16 protein-coding genes are annotated in these 18,479 nt (G+C 67.1%); 12 read left to right on the forward strand and 4 right to left on the reverse strand.

The features are described from left to right. Window positions 1-6 precede the first annotated feature (6 nt). From ampC to PTT45_RS14830, 3 genes are all read left to right on the forward strand, one after another. On the forward strand, window positions 7-1,140 hold the full coding sequence (ampC, locus tag PTT45_RS14820) for a class C beta-lactamase (protein ID WP_273814207.1): 1,134 nt from the start codon (window positions 7-9) through the stop codon (window positions 1,138-1,140). A gap of 79 nt (window positions 1,141-1,219) precedes the next feature. Next, entirely contained in the window at window positions 1,220-3,088 is a 1,869-nt protein-coding gene (locus PTT45_RS14825; protein ID WP_273814208.1) for a UvrD-helicase domain-containing protein, read from the forward strand. A gap of 104 nt (window positions 3,089-3,192) precedes the next feature. Continuing rightward, entirely contained in the window at window positions 3,193-4,422 is a 1,230-nt protein-coding gene (locus PTT45_RS14830) for an MFS transporter (RefSeq protein ID WP_273814209.1), read from the forward strand. A 63-nt stretch (window positions 4,423-4,485) separates the two neighbouring features. Here the strand turns inward: PTT45_RS14830 and cysS are convergent, their stop codons facing one another. Together cysS and PTT45_RS14840 are read right to left on the reverse strand one after the other, a co-directional pair. Then, a complete protein-coding gene (gene cysS, locus PTT45_RS14835; RefSeq protein ID WP_273814210.1) occupies window positions 4,486-5,871 on the reverse strand; it encodes a cysteine--tRNA ligase in 1,386 nt (461 codons plus the stop codon). Between the two features lie 3 nt (window positions 5,872-5,874). Continuing rightward, on the reverse strand, window positions 5,875-7,542 hold the full coding sequence (locus PTT45_RS14840; protein ID WP_273814212.1) for a glutamine--tRNA ligase/YqeY domain fusion protein: 1,668 nt from the start codon (window positions 7,540-7,542) through the stop codon (window positions 5,875-5,877). A gap of 192 nt (window positions 7,543-7,734) precedes the next feature. Here PTT45_RS14840 and PTT45_RS14845 point away from each other — a divergent pair, with 192 nt between their 5' ends. The 4 genes from PTT45_RS14845 (at window position 7,735) to PTT45_RS14860 (ending at window position 10,794) form a co-directional block, all read left to right on the forward strand. Next, window positions 7,735-8,229, forward strand: a complete 495-nt coding sequence (locus PTT45_RS14845; protein ID WP_273814213.1) for a peptidylprolyl isomerase — start codon at window positions 7,735-7,737, stop codon at window positions 8,227-8,229. A gap of 4 nt (window positions 8,230-8,233) precedes the next feature. Next, window positions 8,234-8,953: a UDP-2,3-diacylglucosamine diphosphatase gene (gene lpxH, locus PTT45_RS14850; protein WP_273814214.1), complete on the forward strand. Its 720-nt coding sequence runs from the start codon at window positions 8,234-8,236 to the stop codon at window positions 8,951-8,953. Window positions 8,954-9,005: 52 nt separating this feature from the next. Next, window positions 9,006-10,034 (forward strand): L,D-transpeptidase, encoded by a 1,029-nt coding sequence (locus PTT45_RS14855; RefSeq protein ID WP_273814215.1) that lies wholly within the window; start codon window positions 9,006-9,008, stop codon window positions 10,032-10,034. A 73-nt stretch (window positions 10,035-10,107) separates the two neighbouring features. Further along, on the forward strand, window positions 10,108-10,794 hold the full coding sequence (locus tag PTT45_RS14860; protein WP_273814216.1) for a murein L,D-transpeptidase catalytic domain family protein: 687 nt from the start codon (window positions 10,108-10,110) through the stop codon (window positions 10,792-10,794). Here the strand turns inward: PTT45_RS14860 and PTT45_RS14865 are convergent. Both PTT45_RS14865 and PTT45_RS14870 read right to left on the reverse strand, forming a co-directional pair. Then, window positions 10,785-13,658 carry an HD domain-containing phosphohydrolase gene (locus tag PTT45_RS14865; protein WP_273814218.1) on the reverse strand — a complete coding sequence of 958 codons (2,874 nt, stop codon included), beginning with the start codon at window positions 13,656-13,658 and terminating at the stop codon, window positions 10,785-10,787. The two genes, PTT45_RS14860 and PTT45_RS14865, sit on opposite strands and share 10 nt — an antisense overlap. After that, complete coding sequence (locus PTT45_RS14870; RefSeq protein ID WP_273814219.1) at window positions 13,655-14,506, reverse strand: substrate-binding periplasmic protein; 852 nt, start codon at window positions 14,504-14,506, stop codon at window positions 13,655-13,657. Before PTT45_RS14870 ends, PTT45_RS14865 begins: the two co-directional genes overlap by 4 nt. Before the next feature lie 172 nt (window positions 14,507-14,678). Here PTT45_RS14870 and PTT45_RS14875 point away from each other — a divergent pair, with 172 nt between their 5' ends. The 5 genes from PTT45_RS14875 to PTT45_RS14895 all read left to right on the forward strand — a co-directional run. Further along, window positions 14,679-16,034 carry an SPFH domain-containing protein gene (locus PTT45_RS14875; protein WP_273814221.1) on the forward strand — a complete coding sequence of 452 codons (1,356 nt, stop codon included), beginning with the start codon at window positions 14,679-14,681 and terminating at the stop codon, window positions 16,032-16,034. A gap of 150 nt (window positions 16,035-16,184) precedes the next feature. Next, window positions 16,185-16,715, forward strand: coding sequence for a flavodoxin family protein (locus PTT45_RS14880; protein WP_273814222.1), 531 nt, complete (start codon window positions 16,185-16,187; stop codon window positions 16,713-16,715). Between the two features lie 129 nt (window positions 16,716-16,844). Continuing rightward, complete coding sequence (locus tag PTT45_RS14885; RefSeq protein ID WP_273814225.1) at window positions 16,845-17,498, forward strand: hydrolase; 654 nt, start codon at window positions 16,845-16,847, stop codon at window positions 17,496-17,498. Between the two features lie 51 nt (window positions 17,499-17,549). Continuing rightward, the gene (locus PTT45_RS14890; protein ID WP_273814226.1) at window positions 17,550-17,978 is read left to right on the forward strand and encodes an organic hydroperoxide resistance protein; all 429 of its coding nucleotides are present in this window, start codon (window positions 17,550-17,552) and stop codon (window positions 17,976-17,978) included. A gap of 13 nt (window positions 17,979-17,991) precedes the next feature. Then, window positions 17,992-18,479: alpha/beta hydrolase (locus tag PTT45_RS14895; protein ID WP_273814228.1), on the forward strand; the 488-nt coding region annotated here is incomplete at its 3' end.

Below are 18,479 nucleotides of genomic sequence, written 5' to 3' on the forward strand. Positions count from 1 at the left end.
ATACCCATGCGATTCAGAACCACTGCGCTGGCCCTGCTGCTGATCGGCCAGACGGCCCTGGCGCAGCCGAATGAGCTGCGCGCCGTTGTCGATGCCGCCGTGCAGCCGGCCATCGAGCAGTACCGGATTCCCGGCCTAGCCGTAGCCATCGTGCACAAGGGCGAGCGCCACTTCTTCAACTACGGCGTCGCCTCCCGCGACAGCGGCCAGGCGGTGAATGAGCACACGCTGTTCGAGCAGGGCTCGGTGAGCAAGCTGTTCAGCGCCACCCTCGGCGCCTATGCCCAGGCCGAAGGCAAGCTGCGCCTGGACGACCCGGCCAGCCAGCATCTGTCGACGCTGCGCGGCACTGCCTTCGACAAGGTCAGCCTGCTCGACCTGGCCACCTACACGCCCGGCGGCCTGCCGCTGCAATTCCCGGATGCCGTGCACAACGAGCAGCAGATGCTCGACTACTACCGCGCCTGGCAACCCGCCTACCCCGCCGGCAGCCAGCGCCTGTACTCCAACCCCAGCATCGGCTTGTTCGGCCACCTGGCCGCCACCAGCCTGGGCGAGCCGTTCGACCAGTTGCTGGAGCACCAACTCTTCCCGCAACTGGGCATGCGCGAGAGCCATGTGCGCGTGCCGCAGGCGCAAATGGCGCGCTACGCCTGGGGCTATCGCGAGGAGAAGGCGATCCGCGTGCAGCCGGGCCCGCTGGATGCCGAGGCCTACGGAGTGAAGTCCACGGCCGCCGACATGCTGCGCTTCGTCGAGGCCAACCTCGATCCGTCGCAGCTGCCGGCACCGCTGCGCCAGGCCATCGCCACCACCCACCAGGGCTACTACCGAGTTGGCGACATGAGCCAGGGCCTGGGCTGGGAGCGCTACGCCTACCCCATCACCCTGCAGCGCCTGCAGGCCGGCAACTCGTCGCAGATGGCCCTGGAGCCACATGCCGTCGAGCGCTTTGCCAAGCCGCAACCTGCCGAGGGTGACCTACTGCTAAACAAGACCGGCTCGACCAATGGCTTCGGCGCCTACGTGGTGCTGTTGCCGGCCCGCGCCACCGGCCTGGTGATCCTGGCCAACCGCAACTACCCGAATGCCGAGCGGGTACGCGTCGCTCTGCAGATCCTCGGCACGCTGGAGCCCTGAGCCGCTGGCCCATTGCCAGGCTCCAGCCGGGGGCGGAAAGCCCGTATGATGGCCGGCCGCATCTGCTTTCCGAGTTGCCATGCTGTCCGCCGTCAAACGCTACAAGGCGCTGTTCTCCAACGCCCTGGCGCGCTACTTCCCCCGCACCACCGAATACCTGCGCGCCGAACGCGAGGCCGCGGCCCGGCTGCGCCAGCCGCAACCGCGCGCCAAGCGCCCCGCCAGCAGCGGCAAGAGCAAGGCGAGCGGGCGCAAGAAGAAGGCCAGCGATGGCCCTGCCCCTGCAACCACCGGCATCTATTCCAGCGCCCGCCTGAAGGTCGACGAGAGCCAGATCGCCGCCATGCGTGCTCGCGTCGCCGAGGCGGTGGCGGCCGGGCTGATTGGTGCGCCATCCGACGAGCAGTGGACGATGATCCTCTGCCGCGCCCCGCTGGCGCGCATCTTCGCGGGCGCCGGCTCGGGCAAGTCCAGCACCCTGCTGCTGCGCGTGGTGTTCATGCTCTGCCACCTGCAGATTCCCGCCGCCAGCCTTACGGTGATCTCCTTCACCAACGCCTCCTGCGCCGAGCTGCGTAGCCAGCTGCTGCGCCTGTTGGCCTTCTGGCAGTTCCCTTTCGACGAAGCCCTGGCACGTCAGTGCGTGCGCACCTTCCACTCGGCCATGGCGCAGCAGGCCAAGCTGCTGTTGGGCGCGCCGAACTGGTTCGAGCAGCTCGGTAACGGCGCCAGCGAGGAGCCGGACGCCCCCGCCGGCGGCCGCCTGCCACCCTCGCAACAGCGCCTGCTGCGCCAGGCCTACGACGAGCTCTACGCCAGCGATGCCGCCTTCCGCCAGCAGGTGCATGAGCTGCTCGGCGTGGCCATGCCCGAGACCGTCGGCAAGCCTCCGCAAGAGGGCCTGCGCCTGGCCGGCGAGCTGCGCGCCGCACCACTGTACGAGGCGCTCTATCAGCAAGGCTGCTTCGCCGAGAGCCTCGGCCTGCGCCCGGACCATATCGACGCCGCCACGCTGGGCTGCGCGCCGCGTGAGCGCCTGGTCCTGCAGGTACTTTCCAGCTTCTGGACGCGCTTCCAGGCACTGCTGCAGGCGCAGGGCGTCACCACTTTCGATGCAGCCTTCCGCCAGCTTGGCGAGCGCCTGGCCAGCACGCAGGAGCTGCCGGCGGAGGCCATCGAGCCGTTGCGCCATCTGCTGATCGACGAGTTCCAGGACATCTCGCCGCAGATCGTCCACTGGCTGCAGGCCGTGCACCGCGCCCTGGTCGGCCGCGGCAAAGCGGTCAGCCTGATGGCCATCGGCGACGACTGGCAGTCGATCTATGGCTGGCGCGGCAGCTCGCCGGAGCTGTTCCTCGACTTCGATCGCCATTTCCCCAGTCGCGGCAAAGCCAAGAGCCAGGTGCTGATGCTGACCAGCAACTTCCGCAGCATCGAACCGATCCTGCGCGATGCCGAGGCGCTGCTGCAGGGTGTCGCCTGCAAGCAGGCCAAGAGCAGCCAGGCGATCAAGGCCACGCAGCCGGGCGACCACGGCGTGCGCCGCATTGAGGGCTTCGACCTCAAGCGCCAGTTGCCCGAGCTGCTGCAGGAAATCGCCGCGCAGTGCGCGCACGTCGCCCAGCGCGGCAGCCGCGAGCGCAACCCGGTGCTGCTGCTGGGCCGGCGCAACGACGCACTGAAGCAGGTGCAGGCCCAGCTGGACCCGAGCCTGCCGGTGCGCGCCTACAGCATCCACCGCGCCAAGGGCCTGCAGGGCGAGGTGGCGATCATCCTCGACGAGGGCGGCAGCCCCGACTCGCATCCGCTGCGCAACGCGCTGTATGCCCACTGCGGCCTGTTCCGCAACAGCTACGACCAGGCCATGCGCGACGAGAGCCTGCGCCTGGCCTATGTGGCTGTCACCCGTGGCGTCAGCCGGGTGATCTGGTACGCGGGCAAGCGCTGAAAAAGCGCATTGCCCGACTAGGCAGATGCCCGTCGCCCCGCTACCTTCGCTGAAGCCTTGGCGCTCGCTCGGGCCCCAGCCATGCAGTGAGGCAACCGCAGACGATGGACAGACTGCCGACCGACTCGACCAGCAAACTTCAGGCCGCCAGCCCAGCCCTGCCGGGCCTGCTGCGACATAAGCGCTGGCTGGTAGCCGCCAGCTACACGCTGGTGCTCTGCCTCAACCAGCTGCTGGTCACCAACCTGATTCCCCTGCTGTCGCATATCCAGCAGCTGTATGGCCTGTCGGAGCTGCAGGCCAGCGCCGGCGTGCTGATCTTCCCCATCTTCTGCGTGCTGTTGTCGATGCCGGCAGGACGCTTCATCGATCGCTTCGGCTTTCGCCATGGCACCCACCTCGGCATCGCCCTGATGGCCCTGGCCGTGCCCGTGCGCCTGGCCAGCGAGACCTTCACCGGCCTGATGCTCGGCCAGTTGCTGATTGCCCTGGGCCAGCCGCTGATCATCACCGGCGCCGCCAAGATGGCTGCAGAGTGGTTCCCCGAGGCAGAACGCGGCAAGGCCATAGGCCTGACCACCGCCGGCATGTTCGCCGGCCTCGCCCTCGGCCTGGGCCTGCCGCCCCTGCTGTTCGCCAGCTATGGCCTGCAGGCCACCCTGAGCGGCCTTGCCCTGGCATCTCTGGTGCCCAGCGTGCTGTTCCTGCTCTGCAGCGGCGACAGCGGCAAACCCGCCACCACCGACCAGGTGCAGGACGCGCGCCCCGGCTGGCTCGACCTGCTCTATACCCCCGGCCTGGCGGCACTGCTGCTGGCCGCGTTGCTGGGCTTCGGCCTGTTCAATGCGCTGACGCTGTGCCTGGAACCCATACTCGCCGGCAACGGCCTGGACGCCAGCACCCTGGCCATGACGGGCATGCTGCTGATCGCTGGCGGCGTGTTCGGCTCAGTGCTGGTGGAACCGCTGGCACAACGGCTGAAGAGCAGAAAGCGCGTGCTGCTGGGCTGTGGTGTGGGTGTCATCACCACCATCTGGCTGCTGTTCCACGCCCAGAGCCAGGCCACCGCCGCGCTCTACGCGGCGCTGCTCGGCCTGTGCCAACTGCCGTGCTATGCCCTGCTGCTGACGCTGGCGGAAGAGCTGGTCGGCACCCGCCAGGCAGCCAGCGCCAATGCCCTGCTGGTGGTGGTCGGCAATATCGGCTCGGCCCTGGCCATGACGGCCGTGGCGCTGATCCACAGCGCCCAGGGCAACTGGAGCCTGGTGATCGCCTTCCTGATCGGCATGGCCCTGCTGCAGATGCTGGTGGTGACCCGCTTCGACAACCGCTAGACGCTGATCGCCAGCCATGAAAAAGGCCGCCCGAGGGCGGCCTTTTTCATGCAGCGGAGCAACTTACTCGGCCAGACGCCAGGTCGTGCCGCCCTTGCCGTCTTCCAGCACCACGCCCATGGCGGTGATCTGGTCGCGGATGCGGTCGGACTCGGCCCAGTTCTTGTCGGCACGGGCCTGCAGGCGCGCGGCGATCAGGGCGTCCACCTCGGCGGCGTCGACCTTGCCGGCAGCGCCAGCCTGGAGGAACGCATCCGGCTCCAGCTGCAGCACGCCGAGCAGGCCAGCCAGCTGCTTGAGCTGGGCGGCCAGGCCGGCGGCGGCCTGTAGGTCCGACTCACGCAGGCGGTTGACCTCGCGGATCATCTCGAACAGCACGGCGCAGGCTTCCGGCGAGTTGAAGTCGTCGTCCATCGCCGCGCCGAAGCGCTCGACGAAGGCTTCGCCGCCGGCAGGCGCCGCTTCCGGCAGGCCTTTCAGGCCGTTGTAGAAACGCTCCAGGGCGCCCTTGGCTTCCTTGAGGCTGTCTTCCGAGTAGTTGATCGGGCTGCGGTAGTGGCTGGACACCAGCAGGTAGCGCACCACTTCCGGGTGGTACTTCTCCAGCACCTCGCGGATGGTGAAGAAGTTGCCCAGGGACTTGGACATCTTCTCGCCGTCCACGCGCACCGCGCCGGCGTGCATCCAGGCATTGGCGTAGAGCTTGCCGGTGGCCGCCTCGCTCTGCGCGATCTCGTTCTCGTGGTGCGGGAACACCAGGTCCGGGCCGCCGCCGTGGATGTCGAAGGTCTCGCCCAGGCAGCAGGTGGACATCACCGAGCACTCGATGTGCCAGCCCGGACGACCGGCGCCCCACGGCGACTCCCAGCTCGGCTCGCCCGGCTTGGCGCCTTTCCACAGAACGAAGTCCAGCGGGTCCTGCTTGATTTCGTCGACCTCGATGCGTGCACCGATCTTCAGGTCTTCGATCTTCTTGCGCGACAGCTTGCCGTAGCCGACGAACTTGCCGACGCGGTAGTACACATCGCCATTGCCCGGAGCGTAGGCGTAGCCCTTGTCGATCAGGGTCTGGATCATCTGGTGCATGCCGGCGATATGGCCGGTGGCGCGCGGCTCGATGTCCGGGCGCAGCACCGACAGGCGCGCCTCGTCCTCGTGCATGGCGGCGATCATGCGCTCGACCAGGGCCTCGAACGGCTCACCGTTCTCCTGGGCACGCTTGATGATCTTGTCGTCGATATCGGTGATGTTGCGCACGTAGGTCACGTCATAGCCGCGCTGACGCAGCCAGCGGGTGACCACGTCGAAGGCGACCATCACGCGGGCGTGGCCGATATGGCAGAAGTCGTACACGGTCATGCCGCACACGTACATGCGCACCTGGTTGCCCACCAGCGGCTGGAACGGCTCTTTGACCTTGCTCAGGGTGTTGTAGATGGACAACGCCATGGATCAGGCTCCCCAGGTGTCGCGCAGGGTGACGGTACGGTTGAACACCGGTTTGCCGGGCTGCGAGTCCTTCAGGTCGGCAACGAAGTAGCCTTCGCGCTCGAACTGGAAGCGTTCCTCGACGCCGGCATTGGCCAGCGACGGCTCGGCGCGGCAACCGGTGAGTACCACCAGCGAATCCGGGTTGATGTTGTCGAGGAAGCTGCCGCCCTCTTCGTCCTTCTCCGGGTTGGCGGAGCGGAACAGGCGGTCGTACAGGCGCACTTCGCACTCCACGCTCTCGGCGGCCGGCACCCAGTGGATCACGCCCTTGACCTTGCGGCCTTCGGGGTTCTTGCCCAGGGTGTTCTCGTCGTAAGAGCAGCGCAGCTCGACGATATTGCCGGCGGCGTCCTTGATCGCCTCGTCGGCGCGGATCACGTAGCTGCCGCGCAGGCGCACTTCGCCACCCGGGATCAGGCGTTTGAAGCCGTCCGGAGGGGTTTCTTCGAAGTCGCTGGCGTCGATGAAGATCTCGCGACTGAACGGCAGCACGCGCACGCCCATGTCCTGCTTCGGATGGCGCGGCAGTTCGAGGTTCTCGACCTGGCCTTCCGGATAGTTGGTGATGACCACCTTGAGCGGCTTGAGCACGCACATGGCGCGCGCGGCGTTGGCGTCCAGGTCCTCGCGGATGGCGAACTCCAGCATGCCGATATCGACCACGCCGCCGGCGCGGTTGACGCCGATCATGTCGCAGAAGGTGCGGATCGAGGCCGGGGTGTAGCCACGGCGGCGATAGCCGGACAGGGTCGACATGCGCGGGTCGTCCCAACCATTGACGTGTTTCTCGTCAACCAGCTGCTTGAGCTTGCGCTTGCTGGTGATGGTGTAGTTCAGGTTGAGGCGGGCGAACTCGTACTGGCGCGGCTGCGCCGGCACCGGCAGTTGCTCGAGGAACCACTCGTACAGCGGGCGGTGATCTTCGAACTCCAGGGTGCAGATGGAGTGGGTGATGCCCTCGATGGCGTCCGACTGACCGTGAGTGAAGTCGTAGCTCGGGTAGATGCACCACTTGTCGCCGGTCTGGTGGTGATGGGCGTGACGGATGCGGTAGAGGATCGGGTCGCGCAGGTTCATGTTGCGCGAGGTCATGTCGATCTTGGCGCGCAGCGAGCGGGCGCCGTCCGGGAACTCGCCGGCCTTCATGCGGGCGAACAGGTCCAGGTTCTCTTCTACCGAGCGCTCGCGGAACGGGCTGTCCTTGCCAGGGCTGGTCAGGGTGCCGCGGTACTCGCGCATTTCCTCGGCATTCAGGTCGCAGACGAAGGCCTTGCCGGCCTTGATCAGCTCGACGGCCCAGGCGTGCAGCTGGTCGAAGTAGTCGGAGGCATAGCGCTCCTTTCCGGCCCACTGGAAGCCCAGCCACTCGACGTCGCTCTTGATCGCGTCGATGTATTCCTGGTCTTCCTTGGCCGGGTTGGTGTCGTCGAAGCGCAGGTTGCACTCGCCACCGAATTCCTGAGCCAGGCCGAAGTTCAGGCATATCGACTTGGCATGGCCGATGTGCAGGTAGCCGTTGGGCTCCGGCGGGAAGCGGGTGATGATCTTGGCGTGCTTGCCGCTGTCCAGATCGGCCTGAACGACGGGGCGCAGGAAGTTGGCGGCTTTTTCGACGGTGGGCTTGCTCATGATGTCCTTAGCTTCGAGGTGCGCGGCTCGCGGCCCGTGGCGGTTTCGCCCCAGGGTAGGCCGGTCAAGACAAAGCCCGTATGATACCCAACCCGTCAACCCCCTGACAGCCGCAAAGCGACCGGGAGTGGCCTTTTAGCGCGAACGCGCTGCCGCCCTGCCCGCCTTGCCCGAATTCGAGAGCGCATCTCCATGATCAAGCTGCACACCAACCACGGCGTCATCACCCTGGAACTGTTCGCCGACAAGGCCCCGGAAACCGCTGCCAACTTCGAGCAGTACGTGCGTGACGGCCACTACAACGGCACCGTGTTCCACCGCGTGATCAGCAACTTCATGGTCCAGGGCGGCGGTTTCGAGCCGGGCATGAAGCAGAAGTCCACCCGCGCCCCGATCAAGAACGAGGCCAACAATGGCGTCTCGAACAAGGTCGGCACCGTCGCCATGGCCCGCACCATGGACCCGCACTCGGCCTCCGCGCAGTTCTTCATCAACGTCGCCGACAACACCTTCCTCGACCACAGCGCACCGACCATGCAGGGTTGGGGCTACGCCGTGTTCGGCCAGGTGACCGAAGGCATGGACGTGGTCGAGAAGATCAAGGGCGTGGCCACCACCATGAAGTCCGGCCACCAGGACGTACCGGTGGAAGACGTGATTATCGAGAAGGCTGAAATCGTCGAGTGATTCGATGATCCTGCTGATCTCCGATCTGCACCTGGAAGAGGAACGCCCGGACATTACCCGGGCGTTTCTGCATTTCCTGCAGACCCGCGCCCGCGGGGCCGAGGCGCTGTACATCCTCGGCGACTTCTTCGAGGCCTGGATCGGCGACGACGGCATGTCGCCCTTCCAGCACAGCATCGCCCGCGCCCTGCGCGAGTTGAGCGATGCCGGTACGCGCATCTTCCTGATGCACGGCAACCGCGACTTCCTGATCGGTCGCGCCTTCTGCCGCGAGGCCGGTTGCACCCTGCTGAAAGAGCCGAGCCTGGTGCGCTTCAACGATGAGCTGGTGCTGCTGATGCACGGCGATAGCCTGTGCACCCTGGATGTCGGCTACATGAAGCTGCGCCGCCTGCTGCGCAACCCGCTCAGCCTGTTCATCCTGCGCAACCTGCCGCTGACTACCCGGCACAAGCTGGCGCGCAAGCTGCGCAGCGAGAGCCGCGCGCAGACCAGCATGAAGGCCCGCGAGATCATCGACGTGACCCCGGACGAAGTGCCGCGCGTCATGGCCGAACACGGCGTGCGCACCCTGATCCACGGCCACACCCATCGCCCCGCCGTACATGAGCTCGAAGTGAACGGCCAGCCGGCCCGGCGCATCGTCCTCGGCGACTGGGACAAGCAGGGTTGGGCCCTGCAGGTGGACGAACAGGGCCTGCACCAGGCGTCCTTCCCGCTCTAGCTCGCGCCTCGCCTGCTAAGCTGCCCCGTAAAGCCATTGCTTGGGGGAAGCGATGACACGCCTGCTATTGGCCTTCCTGGCCCTGTTCCTGCCCATGCTCGCCAGCGGCGAGCCACTCAAGCTGCCCGCCGCCGACCAGCTGCGCGAGGAGCTGAAGACGCTCAAGCCGGGCCAATACCTGTGGTACCCGGAAGTCTCGCCGCAGGGCCCGATCACCCTGGTGGTCAGCCTCACCGAGCAGCGTGCCTACGTCTATCGCAACGGCCTCGTCATCGGCGTGACCACGGTCAGCACCGGGCGTCCCGGCAAGGACACCCCCACCGGCGTATTCACCATCCTGCAGAAGAGCGTCAGCCACCGCTCAACCCTCTACAACAGCGCGCCGATGCCCTACATGCAGCGCCTGACCTGGGACGGCGTCGCCCTGCATGCCGGCAGCCTGCCCGGCTACCCCAGCTCCCACGGCTGCGTGCACCTGCCAATGGAGTTCGCCAAGAAACTCTACGAGATCACCGGCTACAGCAGCACCACGGTGATCATCACCGACAGCCACAGCGCACCCAGCGAGGTGAACCATCCGGGCCTGCTGGCGCCGCTGGTGGCGGACGGCAAGCCGGCGGGCGAGCCGCAGGTGGCCAGCAGCGCCTACCTCGATGATCCCGGCAGCGAGAAAGGCCCGCTGTCGATCCTGATCAGCCGCGCCGACCTGCGCGTCTATGTGTTCCGTGGCGGCGAGATGATTGGTTCGGCCGCAGTGCTGGCCAGTGGCACCGAACTGCCGCATGGCATGGCGGTGTTCTCCCTGCTGCAGAAGCCGCCGCCCAGCGAGTTCGACCCGGCGCCGCCGCTGCGCTGGTCCGCCGTAGCCCTGAGCGACCCGCAGGCGGGCGGCACTCCAGCCGAGCAACTCGGTCACGTCAGCGTCGACAAGGACTTCCTGCGCCAGCTGCACGACGCGATGGATATCGGCACCACCCTGGTGATCACCGACCTCAGCGCCAGCCGCGAGACCCGCAGCGACGGGCAGATGACGATCATCAACAGCGAACCTGCGGAAACTGCACCGCCGGTCAAAAAATGATCGGCAGCTGGACAAATATCGAGCAGAATGCGCCCGCATTCATAGCCCCACGCTCCGTGCAGGTATTCCTTCGATGCTGAATCGACTGGCTGCAGTCTTCGCCGCCCTGTTGTTCACCGGCCTGGCCCAGGCCGCCGCCCTCCCCGACGTGAAGGAACTGCAGCGCCTGGCGCCGCAGGCCAACCCCGTCGCGCTGCAACTGGCGCTGACCGCCTACCAGTGCGCCAGCCAGGGCCAGGTCACCCAGCTGCTGACGGTGATCGACTACTCCCGCCCGTCCCGCCAGAAACGCCTGTGGGTGTTCGATCTGGCCGCACGCAAGCTGCTGTTCGAAGAGTGGGTGACCCACGGCAAGAACAGCGGCGCCGACGTGCCGACCAGTTTCTCCAACCGCCCCAACAGCTACCAGTCGTCCCTCGGCCTGTTCCAGACCGGCCAGACCTACAGCGGCAAGCACGGCCGCTCCCTGCGCCTGCGCGGCCTGGAAGCCGGCTTCAACGACAACAGCGAATCCCGCGCTATCGTCATGCACTCGGCCGCCTACGCCGACCCGGGCGTGGTGCCCGGCCTCGGTCGCCTCGGTCGCAGCCAGGGCTGCCCGGCCGTGCGCCCAGCCATTGCCGGCCAGCTGATCGACGCCCTGCAGCGCGGCAGCTACCTGTTCGCCTACTACCCGCAGGCAGAATGGCTGGAGAAATCCGCCTACCTCAACGCCGCCAGCTGCCCGTTGGTCGAACAGACCATCGCCCGTCAGGACTGAGCCTCCAGCGCGACCTGCCCCAGCCAGTAGTCGACGTCCACTTCGTCGATCTGCTCCGGGCGCAGGAAGCGCTCGCCATACTCGCGATAGACCCCGCTACTGAGAAACAGGCGGAACAACTGGGCGTCGATATGCTGGTCGCGGGCCATGAAGGCGAGAATCTTCACCGACTCGGACAGCGTCTTCGGCGCCTTGTAGGGCCGGTCGGCGGCGGTCAGCGCCTCGAAGATGTCGGCGATCGCCATCACCCGTTCGGCGACGCTCATCTGCTCGCGCATCAGGCGGCGCGGGTAGCCGGTGCCATCCATCTTCTCGTGGTGGCTGCCGGCGATGGTCGGCACGCGCCTTAGCTGACGCGGGAACGGCAAGGTGCCGAGCATGATGATGGTTTGCACGATGTGCTCGTTGATCTTGAAGCGCTCCTCCTCGTTCAACGTGCCGCGGCGGATCGCCAGGTTGTACAGCTCGCCATAGTTGTAGGCATTGGCCGGCAGGCGCATGTCGAAGCCCCAGACGTTGCGCGGGTCGTCCTTGGCCACCGGCGGCTTGCGCTCGCCCCAGGCCACCAGGTGCTCGGGGCGGTCGGCCAGCAGCGGCTCGGCCACCGGCAGCTGCGCCCGTGGCACGCCGGCCAGGCGCACCGACTCGTCATGGGAAATGCCCAGGCGGTCGTCGAAGTGGCGCAGCCAGCGGCGCTGGCCGATGTGGCGCAGGCGCTCGACATCCTCGTCCTTCATGAACTCGCCGCCGATATTGGCCTGGGCGACGAAGGCGAATTCCTCCTGCAACTCGGCCTGGCGCCGCTCCAGGGTCAGCTGCAGGGCCTCCTGGTCACCGCCGCCGGCCAGGCCCTGCCAGTAGTCGACCTCGGCATCGCGCCAGAGCACCTCGAAGCGCATGCGCACCTCGTGGATGCGGTTGTACAGGGTCTCCAGCTTGGTCGCCTTGTCCACCACGTATTCCGGGCTGGTGACCTTGCCGCAGTCGTGCAGCCAGGCGGCGATGCGGAACTCGTAGAGCTCGGCCTCGCTCATGTCGAACTCGGCGTAGGGCCCGTCCTCGGCCTGCACCACCCGGTCGAGGAGCATCTGCGCCAGCTGCGGCACCCGCTCGCAGTGCCCGCCGGTATAGGGGCTCTTGGCGTCGATGGCATCGGCCAGCAGCTTGATGATGGCGTCCAGCAGGCGCTTCTGCGCCTCGATCAGCTGGCGCGTCTCGATGGCCACGGCAGCCGCACCGGACAGCTCCTCGACGAAGCGGCGGAACGGCTCGCGCACCTCGTCGCGCTCGTGCTCGCTCTCCAGCTGCAGCACCAGGATGCCGAGCAGCTCGTGGCTGCGATCGTTGAGTTCCACGGCCAGGCAATGTCCCCGCAGGTCCAGGGCCTGGGCCACCGCTGCCGCCAGGCCCTGCTGGCTGCGCGCAGCCAGCCCGAGTTCCTCGGGATAGCCGCTGCCGCGGCAATCGGCGGCCAGGCGCAGCACGCCGCTATCGTCATCGTGCAGGTAGACCGCACCGCCACTCACTCCGGCGGCCTCCACCAGGTGCTTGAGCACGCCGCCGAGCATGCTCTCCAGCTGGGTCTCGCGGCTGAGCGTGAGGGTGATCGACTGGAAGTTGCGGATGGTTCCAGCCATGCGCCGCAGCACCCGGCTCAGCTCACCCACCTCGGACACCCGCGACTCCACGCCCACCTCGCGACTGAAGTCGAATCCGGCCAGGGCGCGCACCTGCTCCGCCAGGGTCCGCAGCGGCCGGCCGATGCGCTGGCCAAGCAACCAGCCGACCAGCAGCAACAGGGCGATCAGCCCCGCCGCCCACAGCAACTGCTCGAATAGCACCTCGCGCGCGCCGGCCAGCAGCTCGTCGGCGGGCACGGCGATCAGCACCTGCATGTCCTGGTCGGCGAAGGTCGACAGCGGCACGCGCATGCCGTACCAGGTCTTGCCATTGATCTGATACGGCTGCGGCATGGTGCCCCGCGGCGGCTCGGCGAACATCCGCTCCAGGCTGGGAATCCCAAGCTCGGTGATGCGCGACAGGCGCAGGCCGTCGCCCTCGTGCACGATCACCCGGCGCAGGTCCGGGTAGGCCACCACGCTCCCATCGCCATCGACCACGGCGATCTCGGTGCCGGCGGTCATGCGCAAGTCCTGGGTCTCGCTGGCCAGGTCGTTGACCGAGGCATCCATGCCGATCACCGCGGCGCCGTCGATGCTGCGCTGCGCCAGGGTCAGGCCGACCTCGCGGGTGGTGAAGAACACATAGGGGTGAGTCAGCGCGGTAGTGGCCTTGGCCGAAGCCTCGACAAACCAGGGCCGCTCGCGCGGATCGAAGCGGTAGTCCGCCTTGACCTCGGCCTTGAGCAGGCTCAGTTCGCGGTCATAGAAGCGCCACTCGCCGAGCATGCTGCCGCCCTCGCCCTGGCTGACGCTCTGCACCAGGAAGGCAGTTTCCGACGGCGCGGCGAAACGCTGGCGCAGCTCGGGATCGCGCAGGCGGCGCACCAGCAGGAACTCGCCGTTGGGGTAGCCGACATAGGCCGCGCTGAGCATCTTGTTGGCGGCCAGGCTCTCGACCAGCTGCGGCAGGCTGTCCAGCCGCTGCGGCAGGTTGTCGGCCTGCGCCACCGGGTCATAGGCGAGCAGGCGGATGCTGCTCTGCGCCGGGTCGATCAAGCGCCGGGCGCGCTCGTTGATGGTCTTGCCGAACTGCTGGGCGGCATCGCCGGCGGCCGCCACCAGGGCCCGCTCGATGCCGTGGTAGCCCTGCCAGGCCAGGGCGCCGCCGAGCAGCAGCATGCTCAGCATGATGGCCAGCGCCACCAGCAGCTGCAGGGAGATTCCGCGCGGTGCACTGCTCATGGCTGCTGCTCCCTTCTGGCCAGCTCGTAGCGATAGCCGCTACTCAGTAATTCTTCGGCCAGGTGCGGCGGCGCATGGCCGCGCAGGATGGCGGCGAGGCGACCGTCCAGACGCATGCTCTCGATCAGCCGCAGCCACTCGGCAGCCTGGGCCGGGCTGAAGCGGTTGCGCGCCAGCACCATGCCGGTAGGGATGGAGGGCCCCGGCACCACATCTATTACCCGGTACTTCAGCTGCTCCTCGGCCGGCAGCGTGCCGCTGAGATTGAGATCGTGGCCGATCAGCGCCTGCACCTCGCCGCTCTGCAGGGCGGCGAAACGCGCCTGGTCGTCCGGATACTCCTGCACCCGGCCCGCCGCGCGCAGCAGGCGCACGCCGCTGTCCAGGTAGGAGCCGTGGCGATAGCTGGCCACCACGCCCAGGCGGGCGCCAGGCAGGCGCTGGAAGTCGGCGAAGGTGGTGATGCCCGGCGCCAGCGCCACCGGCACTATCAGCTTGTTGCGCTGGTACATGTAGGGCAGGAAGAAAGCGAAACGCCGCCGCTCGATGGTCGGAATGCCGCTGGTGGCCATGTCCAGGCCGCCGTTCTGCAGGCGTAGCCAGATCTCGCTACGCGGCAGCAGGCCGATCTCGAAGCGGCAACCGCTGCGGCGCTGCAGCTCGGCCACCATGTCCGGGTCGATGCCCTGGCCATCCCGGTAGAACACCCGGTTCTCGTACAGCGCCAGGCGGATCGGCTGTTCGCAGCCATAGCGCTGAGCCGCCTCACCGGCGTAGACCGGGAGCACCAGGGTGGCCAACAGACAACCTACGAACCAACCAGCATGGCGAGTCAGCACACTGCCCATCCCAGGTACTCCATGTGCGGCGGTTTCCACAGTGTAATAGCCGCCGGCGAATGCGCTTCGCCGCCTGCCGACCGGCGCCTGCGAGGCGCGCCACATACCGGCACAATGCCACTTGACGCTCCGCTGGCGGCTGCGCAGCATGCGGGACCTTTTTTGCAGTCAAGGACAGATCATGGACATCACCAACGGACCGGCCAACAAACTCTCCCTCATCAAGTACGTCGGCATCCCGGTGCTGGTCGCCGCCGTCGGCTTCGTCGGCTTCAACGGCATCTTCTTCTACAACGAGGCCGGCTTCGCTACCCACGTGCGGACCATCTTCGGCGAAGAGAAGGTAGTCGACGACGTCGGTTACGCCACCAAGTGGTTCGGCCGCGCCACTCCCTGGAAGAAGGCGCTCAGCGTGCAGTCGGTGCTCACCGAGTCGCTCAACAAGATCGACAACGACAGCGACAACGACTCGCTCGGCGCCACCATCGAGGCCTTCCCCATCGTCTTCCTCGGCAACGTCGACGCCAAGGTCGAGTCCTCGGCGCGCTTCCGCCTGCCCAGTGGCGACCAGTTCCTGACCATCGCCCAGGAATATCGCAACCCGGAAAACTTCATCGGCACCGCGCTGGTCCCGGCGATCAAGGAAACCCTGCAGGCCACCGCCTCGCTGATGAGCGCCGACGACTTCTACGCCGGTGCGCGCAGTGAGTTCGCCGCCGAGTTCGAGAACCAGCTGAACGACGGCCTGTACCTGATCAAACGCAAGGAAGTCCGCGGCCCGCGCGGGCACATCCCGAGCCAGACCGCGATCCTCCAGGCCGGCAGCGAACAGGGCACCTTCGGCGACAACAGCGCCAGCCAGTTCGTCACCGAGAAGGTCATGGACAGCAAGGGCATCCCGGTGCGCAAGCAGCAGCAGTTCCGCAAGTACGGCGTGGAAGTGGTCGAGGCGCGCATCACCAACGTCGACCCCAACCCGCAGTACAAGCAGCGCATGGTCAAGGTGCAGCAGGCTCTGGCCGAGCTGGCCGTGGCCCGGCAGAACCGCCTGAAGGAAGAGGAAGAGAAGCTGCTGGTCACCGCCCGCGGTGAGAAGGAAGTGGAAGCCCGCCGCCAGGAGACCCTGCGCGACCAGATCGAACGCACCACCCAGGCCGAGACCGAGAAGCAGCTGGCGCGCATCAACGCCGAACGCGAGAAGGGCCGTGCCGAGATCGAGAAGCAGACCGCCGAGCTGCTGCGCGACAAGGCCAGCATCACCGCCCAGGCCACCAAGATCACCGCCGACGCCGAAGCCTATGCGCGCAAGGCCGTGATCGAGGCGGACGGCGCCCTGCAGCCGAAGCTGGACGCCCTGGTGGAAATCAACAAGGTCTGGGCCGAGGCCGCCTCCCAGGCGCCGGTCCCGGGCGTGATGATGGGTGCCTCGGGCAACGGCGCCAGCGCCAGCCGCCAGGACGAGATCGGCCAGCTGATGGGCATCCTCGCCACCAAGGCTGCCCGCGACCTGTCGCTGGACATGAAGGTCAAGGAGTAACCCCTTCCGCTGCAGCAAACGCCCCGCCCGTGCGGGGCGTTTGCATTTCTGGGCGCACGCTTCGTTGATGCGGATCAAGCCGCCCTGGCGCACACGCCCGTAGCCTGGAGTCGAAGCCGGGGCATCCCGGATCGAGCGAAGGAGCTCGCCATGCATGACATTCTCCTGGTGTGTTACTCGCGTACCGGCAATACCCGCCTGGTCGCCGACGAACTGGCCCGGCTCACCGGCTGGCCATTGGCGCTGATCCAGGACGCCAAACCACGCGCCGGCGCCAGTGGCGACTGGCGCTGCATGCTCGACGCCTGGCTGCGCAGCCGCCCCGACTATCGCTACGAAGGTCCGCCGCTGGAGAACTTCGAGCACATCGTGCTGCTCACCCCTGTATGGATGAAGGCCCTGGCCGCCCCGCTGCGCGCCTTCCTGAGCGACCACGACCTGTCGCGCCAGCGCATCTCGGTGGTCTGCACCCAGGGCGGAGGTGGCGGCTTCAATGCGGTGGAAGAGATCGCCACGCTGACCCGCCAGGTGCCGTCGCCGGTGCAGATCCTGCTGCAGAGCGAAGTGCTCGGCGGCCTGTCGCCCCAGCGCCTGGAAGATTTCGTGGTGCAGGTACTGGCCTCCACCACCTACCAGCGTGACCGCCAGCGACCGACCTGGCTTTCCCCTGTAGCTTCCTGAACCAACGCCCCGCCACTGCGGGGCGTTTTCTTTTGCGCACGCCGGTGCAAAACCGGCACGTCCATGCAAGAGCGCAACGGCGCCTGGCGTGACACTCGATGCTCCTCTCTCCCCCTCTGGAGCATCACCATGGCCACCGCCTCCGCCGCCGCGGGCAAGACCCTGCTCAACCCGCTCGACCACACCCTGATCCTGATCGACCACCAGTCGCAGATGGCCTTCGCCACCAAGTCGATCGACGCCGTCACCCTGCGCAACAACGCCGCCCTGGTGTCCAAGGCCGCCAAGGAATTCGGCGTCGCCACCATCCTCACCACCGTCGCCGAGAAGAGCTTCTCCGGCCCGATCTTCGACGAGATCAAGTCGGTGTTCCCCGAGCACAAGGTGATCGACCGCACCACCATGAACACCTGGGAAGACCCGCGCATCGCCGTGGAAGTGAACAAGTTCGGCAAGAACAAGATCGTCCTGGCCGGCCTGTGGACCTCGGTGTGCATCGTCGGCCCGGCCCTGTCGGCGCTCGACCAGGGCTTCGACGTCTACGTCATCACCGACGCCTGCGGCGATGTCTCCACCGAAGCCCACGAGATGGCTCTGCAGCGCATGATCCAGCTCGGTGCGCGGCCCATGACTTCCCTGCAGTACCTGCTCGAACTGCAGCGCGACTGGGCCCGTGGCGAAACCTACGACCAGACCGTGAAAACCTCCATCGAGCATGGCGGCGCCTACGGCCTCGGCCTGATCTACGCCAAAACCATGTTCAACGCCTCCGAAGGCCACTGACAGCGGCGCGCCGGGCCTCGAACGGCCCGGTCTCGTCCAAGGAGCATCGCCATGTCAATCGAAAAAATCCTCTACCGCGCCGAAGCCGAAGCCTACGGCGGCCGTGACGGCCGCGCCGTGTCCTCCGACGGCATCCTCGACGTCGCCCTGACCACGCCCAAGGAACTGGGCGGCGCCGGCGGCGAAGGCACCAACCCCGAGCAGCTGTTCGCCGCCGGCTACTCCGCCTGCTTCCTCGGTGCCCTGAAGTTCGTCGGCATGCGCGACAAGCTCAGCATGCCGGCCGATGCCTCCATCGAGGGCGTGGTCGGCATCGGTGTCGTACCGACTGGCTTCGCCATCGAGGTGGAGCTGCGCATCAGCCTGCCGGGCCTGGCCCGCGAGGCGGCGCAGGAGCTGATCCAGCGCGCGCACATCGTCTGCCCCTATTCCAACGCTACCCGCAACAACATCGACGTAACCCTCACCCTGGTCGACTAAAAGGACTATCGCCATGCCCCGTATTGCCTTGCTCAGTGCACTGATCACCCTGGCCGCCGGCCAAGCCTTCGCCGCCGGCAGCCCCGGCGTGGAACACAACACCCAGGCCTTCCTCCAGGCCCTGGAAGCCGGTGGCGGCAAGCCACTGGAAGCCCTCAGCCCGAAAGACGCCCGTGCCGTGCTGGTCGGCGCCCAGGCCTCGGTCAAGGTCGACCTGTCCGGCGTGAGCGTGTCGGAGAAGACCATCCAGGCTGGCGGCCAGTCGATCCCGCTGACCATCGTTCGCCCCGAAGGCGTGAAGGGTGAGCTGCCGGTATTCATGTTCTTCCACGGTGGCGGCTGGGTGCTCGGCGACTACCCGACCCATGCCCGTCTGATCCGCGACCTAGTGGTTAACTCCGGCGCGGTAGCCGTCTACGTCGGCTACACCCCGTCGCCGGAAGCCAAGTACCCGACCGCCATCGACCAGGCCTACGCCGCGACCAAGTGGGTCGGTGAGCA

It is taken from the genome of Pseudomonas sp. Gutcm_11s, from assembly GCF_028649395.1.
GTDB lineage: Bacteria > Pseudomonadota > Gammaproteobacteria > Pseudomonadales > Pseudomonadaceae > Aquipseudomonas.

Excerpts from the sequence above, each read along its gene's own strand:
- ampC (WP_273814207.1), top strand. The coding sequence starts at position 7 with ATGCGATTCAGAACCACTGCGCTGGCCCTGCTGCTGATCGGCCAGACG.
- PTT45_RS14825 (WP_273814208.1), top strand. The coding sequence starts at position 1,220 with ATGCTGTCCGCCGTCAAACGCTACAAGGCGCTGTTCTCCAACGCCCTG.
- PTT45_RS14830 (WP_273814209.1), top strand. The coding sequence starts at position 3,193 with ATGGACAGACTGCCGACCGACTCGACCAGCAAACTTCAGGCCGCCAGC.
- cysS (WP_273814210.1), bottom strand. The coding sequence starts at position 5,871 with ATGGCGTTGTCCATCTACAACACCCTGAGCAAGGTCAAAGAGCCGTTC.
- PTT45_RS14840 (WP_273814212.1), bottom strand. The coding sequence starts at position 7,542 with ATGAGCAAGCCCACCGTCGAAAAAGCCGCCAACTTCCTGCGCCCCGTC.
- PTT45_RS14845 (WP_273814213.1), top strand. The coding sequence starts at position 7,735 with ATGATCAAGCTGCACACCAACCACGGCGTCATCACCCTGGAACTGTTC.
- lpxH (WP_273814214.1), top strand. The coding sequence starts at position 8,234 with ATGATCCTGCTGATCTCCGATCTGCACCTGGAAGAGGAACGCCCGGAC.
- PTT45_RS14855 (WP_273814215.1), top strand. The coding sequence starts at position 9,006 with ATGACACGCCTGCTATTGGCCTTCCTGGCCCTGTTCCTGCCCATGCTC.
- PTT45_RS14860 (WP_273814216.1), top strand. The coding sequence starts at position 10,108 with ATGCTGAATCGACTGGCTGCAGTCTTCGCCGCCCTGTTGTTCACCGGC.
- PTT45_RS14865 (WP_273814218.1), bottom strand. The coding sequence starts at position 13,658 with ATGAGCAGTGCACCGCGCGGAATCTCCCTGCAGCTGCTGGTGGCGCTG.
- PTT45_RS14870 (WP_273814219.1), bottom strand. The coding sequence starts at position 14,506 with ATGGGCAGTGTGCTGACTCGCCATGCTGGTTGGTTCGTAGGTTGTCTG.
- PTT45_RS14875 (WP_273814221.1), top strand. The coding sequence starts at position 14,679 with ATGGACATCACCAACGGACCGGCCAACAAACTCTCCCTCATCAAGTAC.
- PTT45_RS14880 (WP_273814222.1), top strand. The coding sequence starts at position 16,185 with ATGCATGACATTCTCCTGGTGTGTTACTCGCGTACCGGCAATACCCGC.
- PTT45_RS14885 (WP_273814225.1), top strand. The coding sequence starts at position 16,845 with ATGGCCACCGCCTCCGCCGCCGCGGGCAAGACCCTGCTCAACCCGCTC.
- PTT45_RS14890 (WP_273814226.1), top strand. The coding sequence starts at position 17,550 with ATGTCAATCGAAAAAATCCTCTACCGCGCCGAAGCCGAAGCCTACGGC.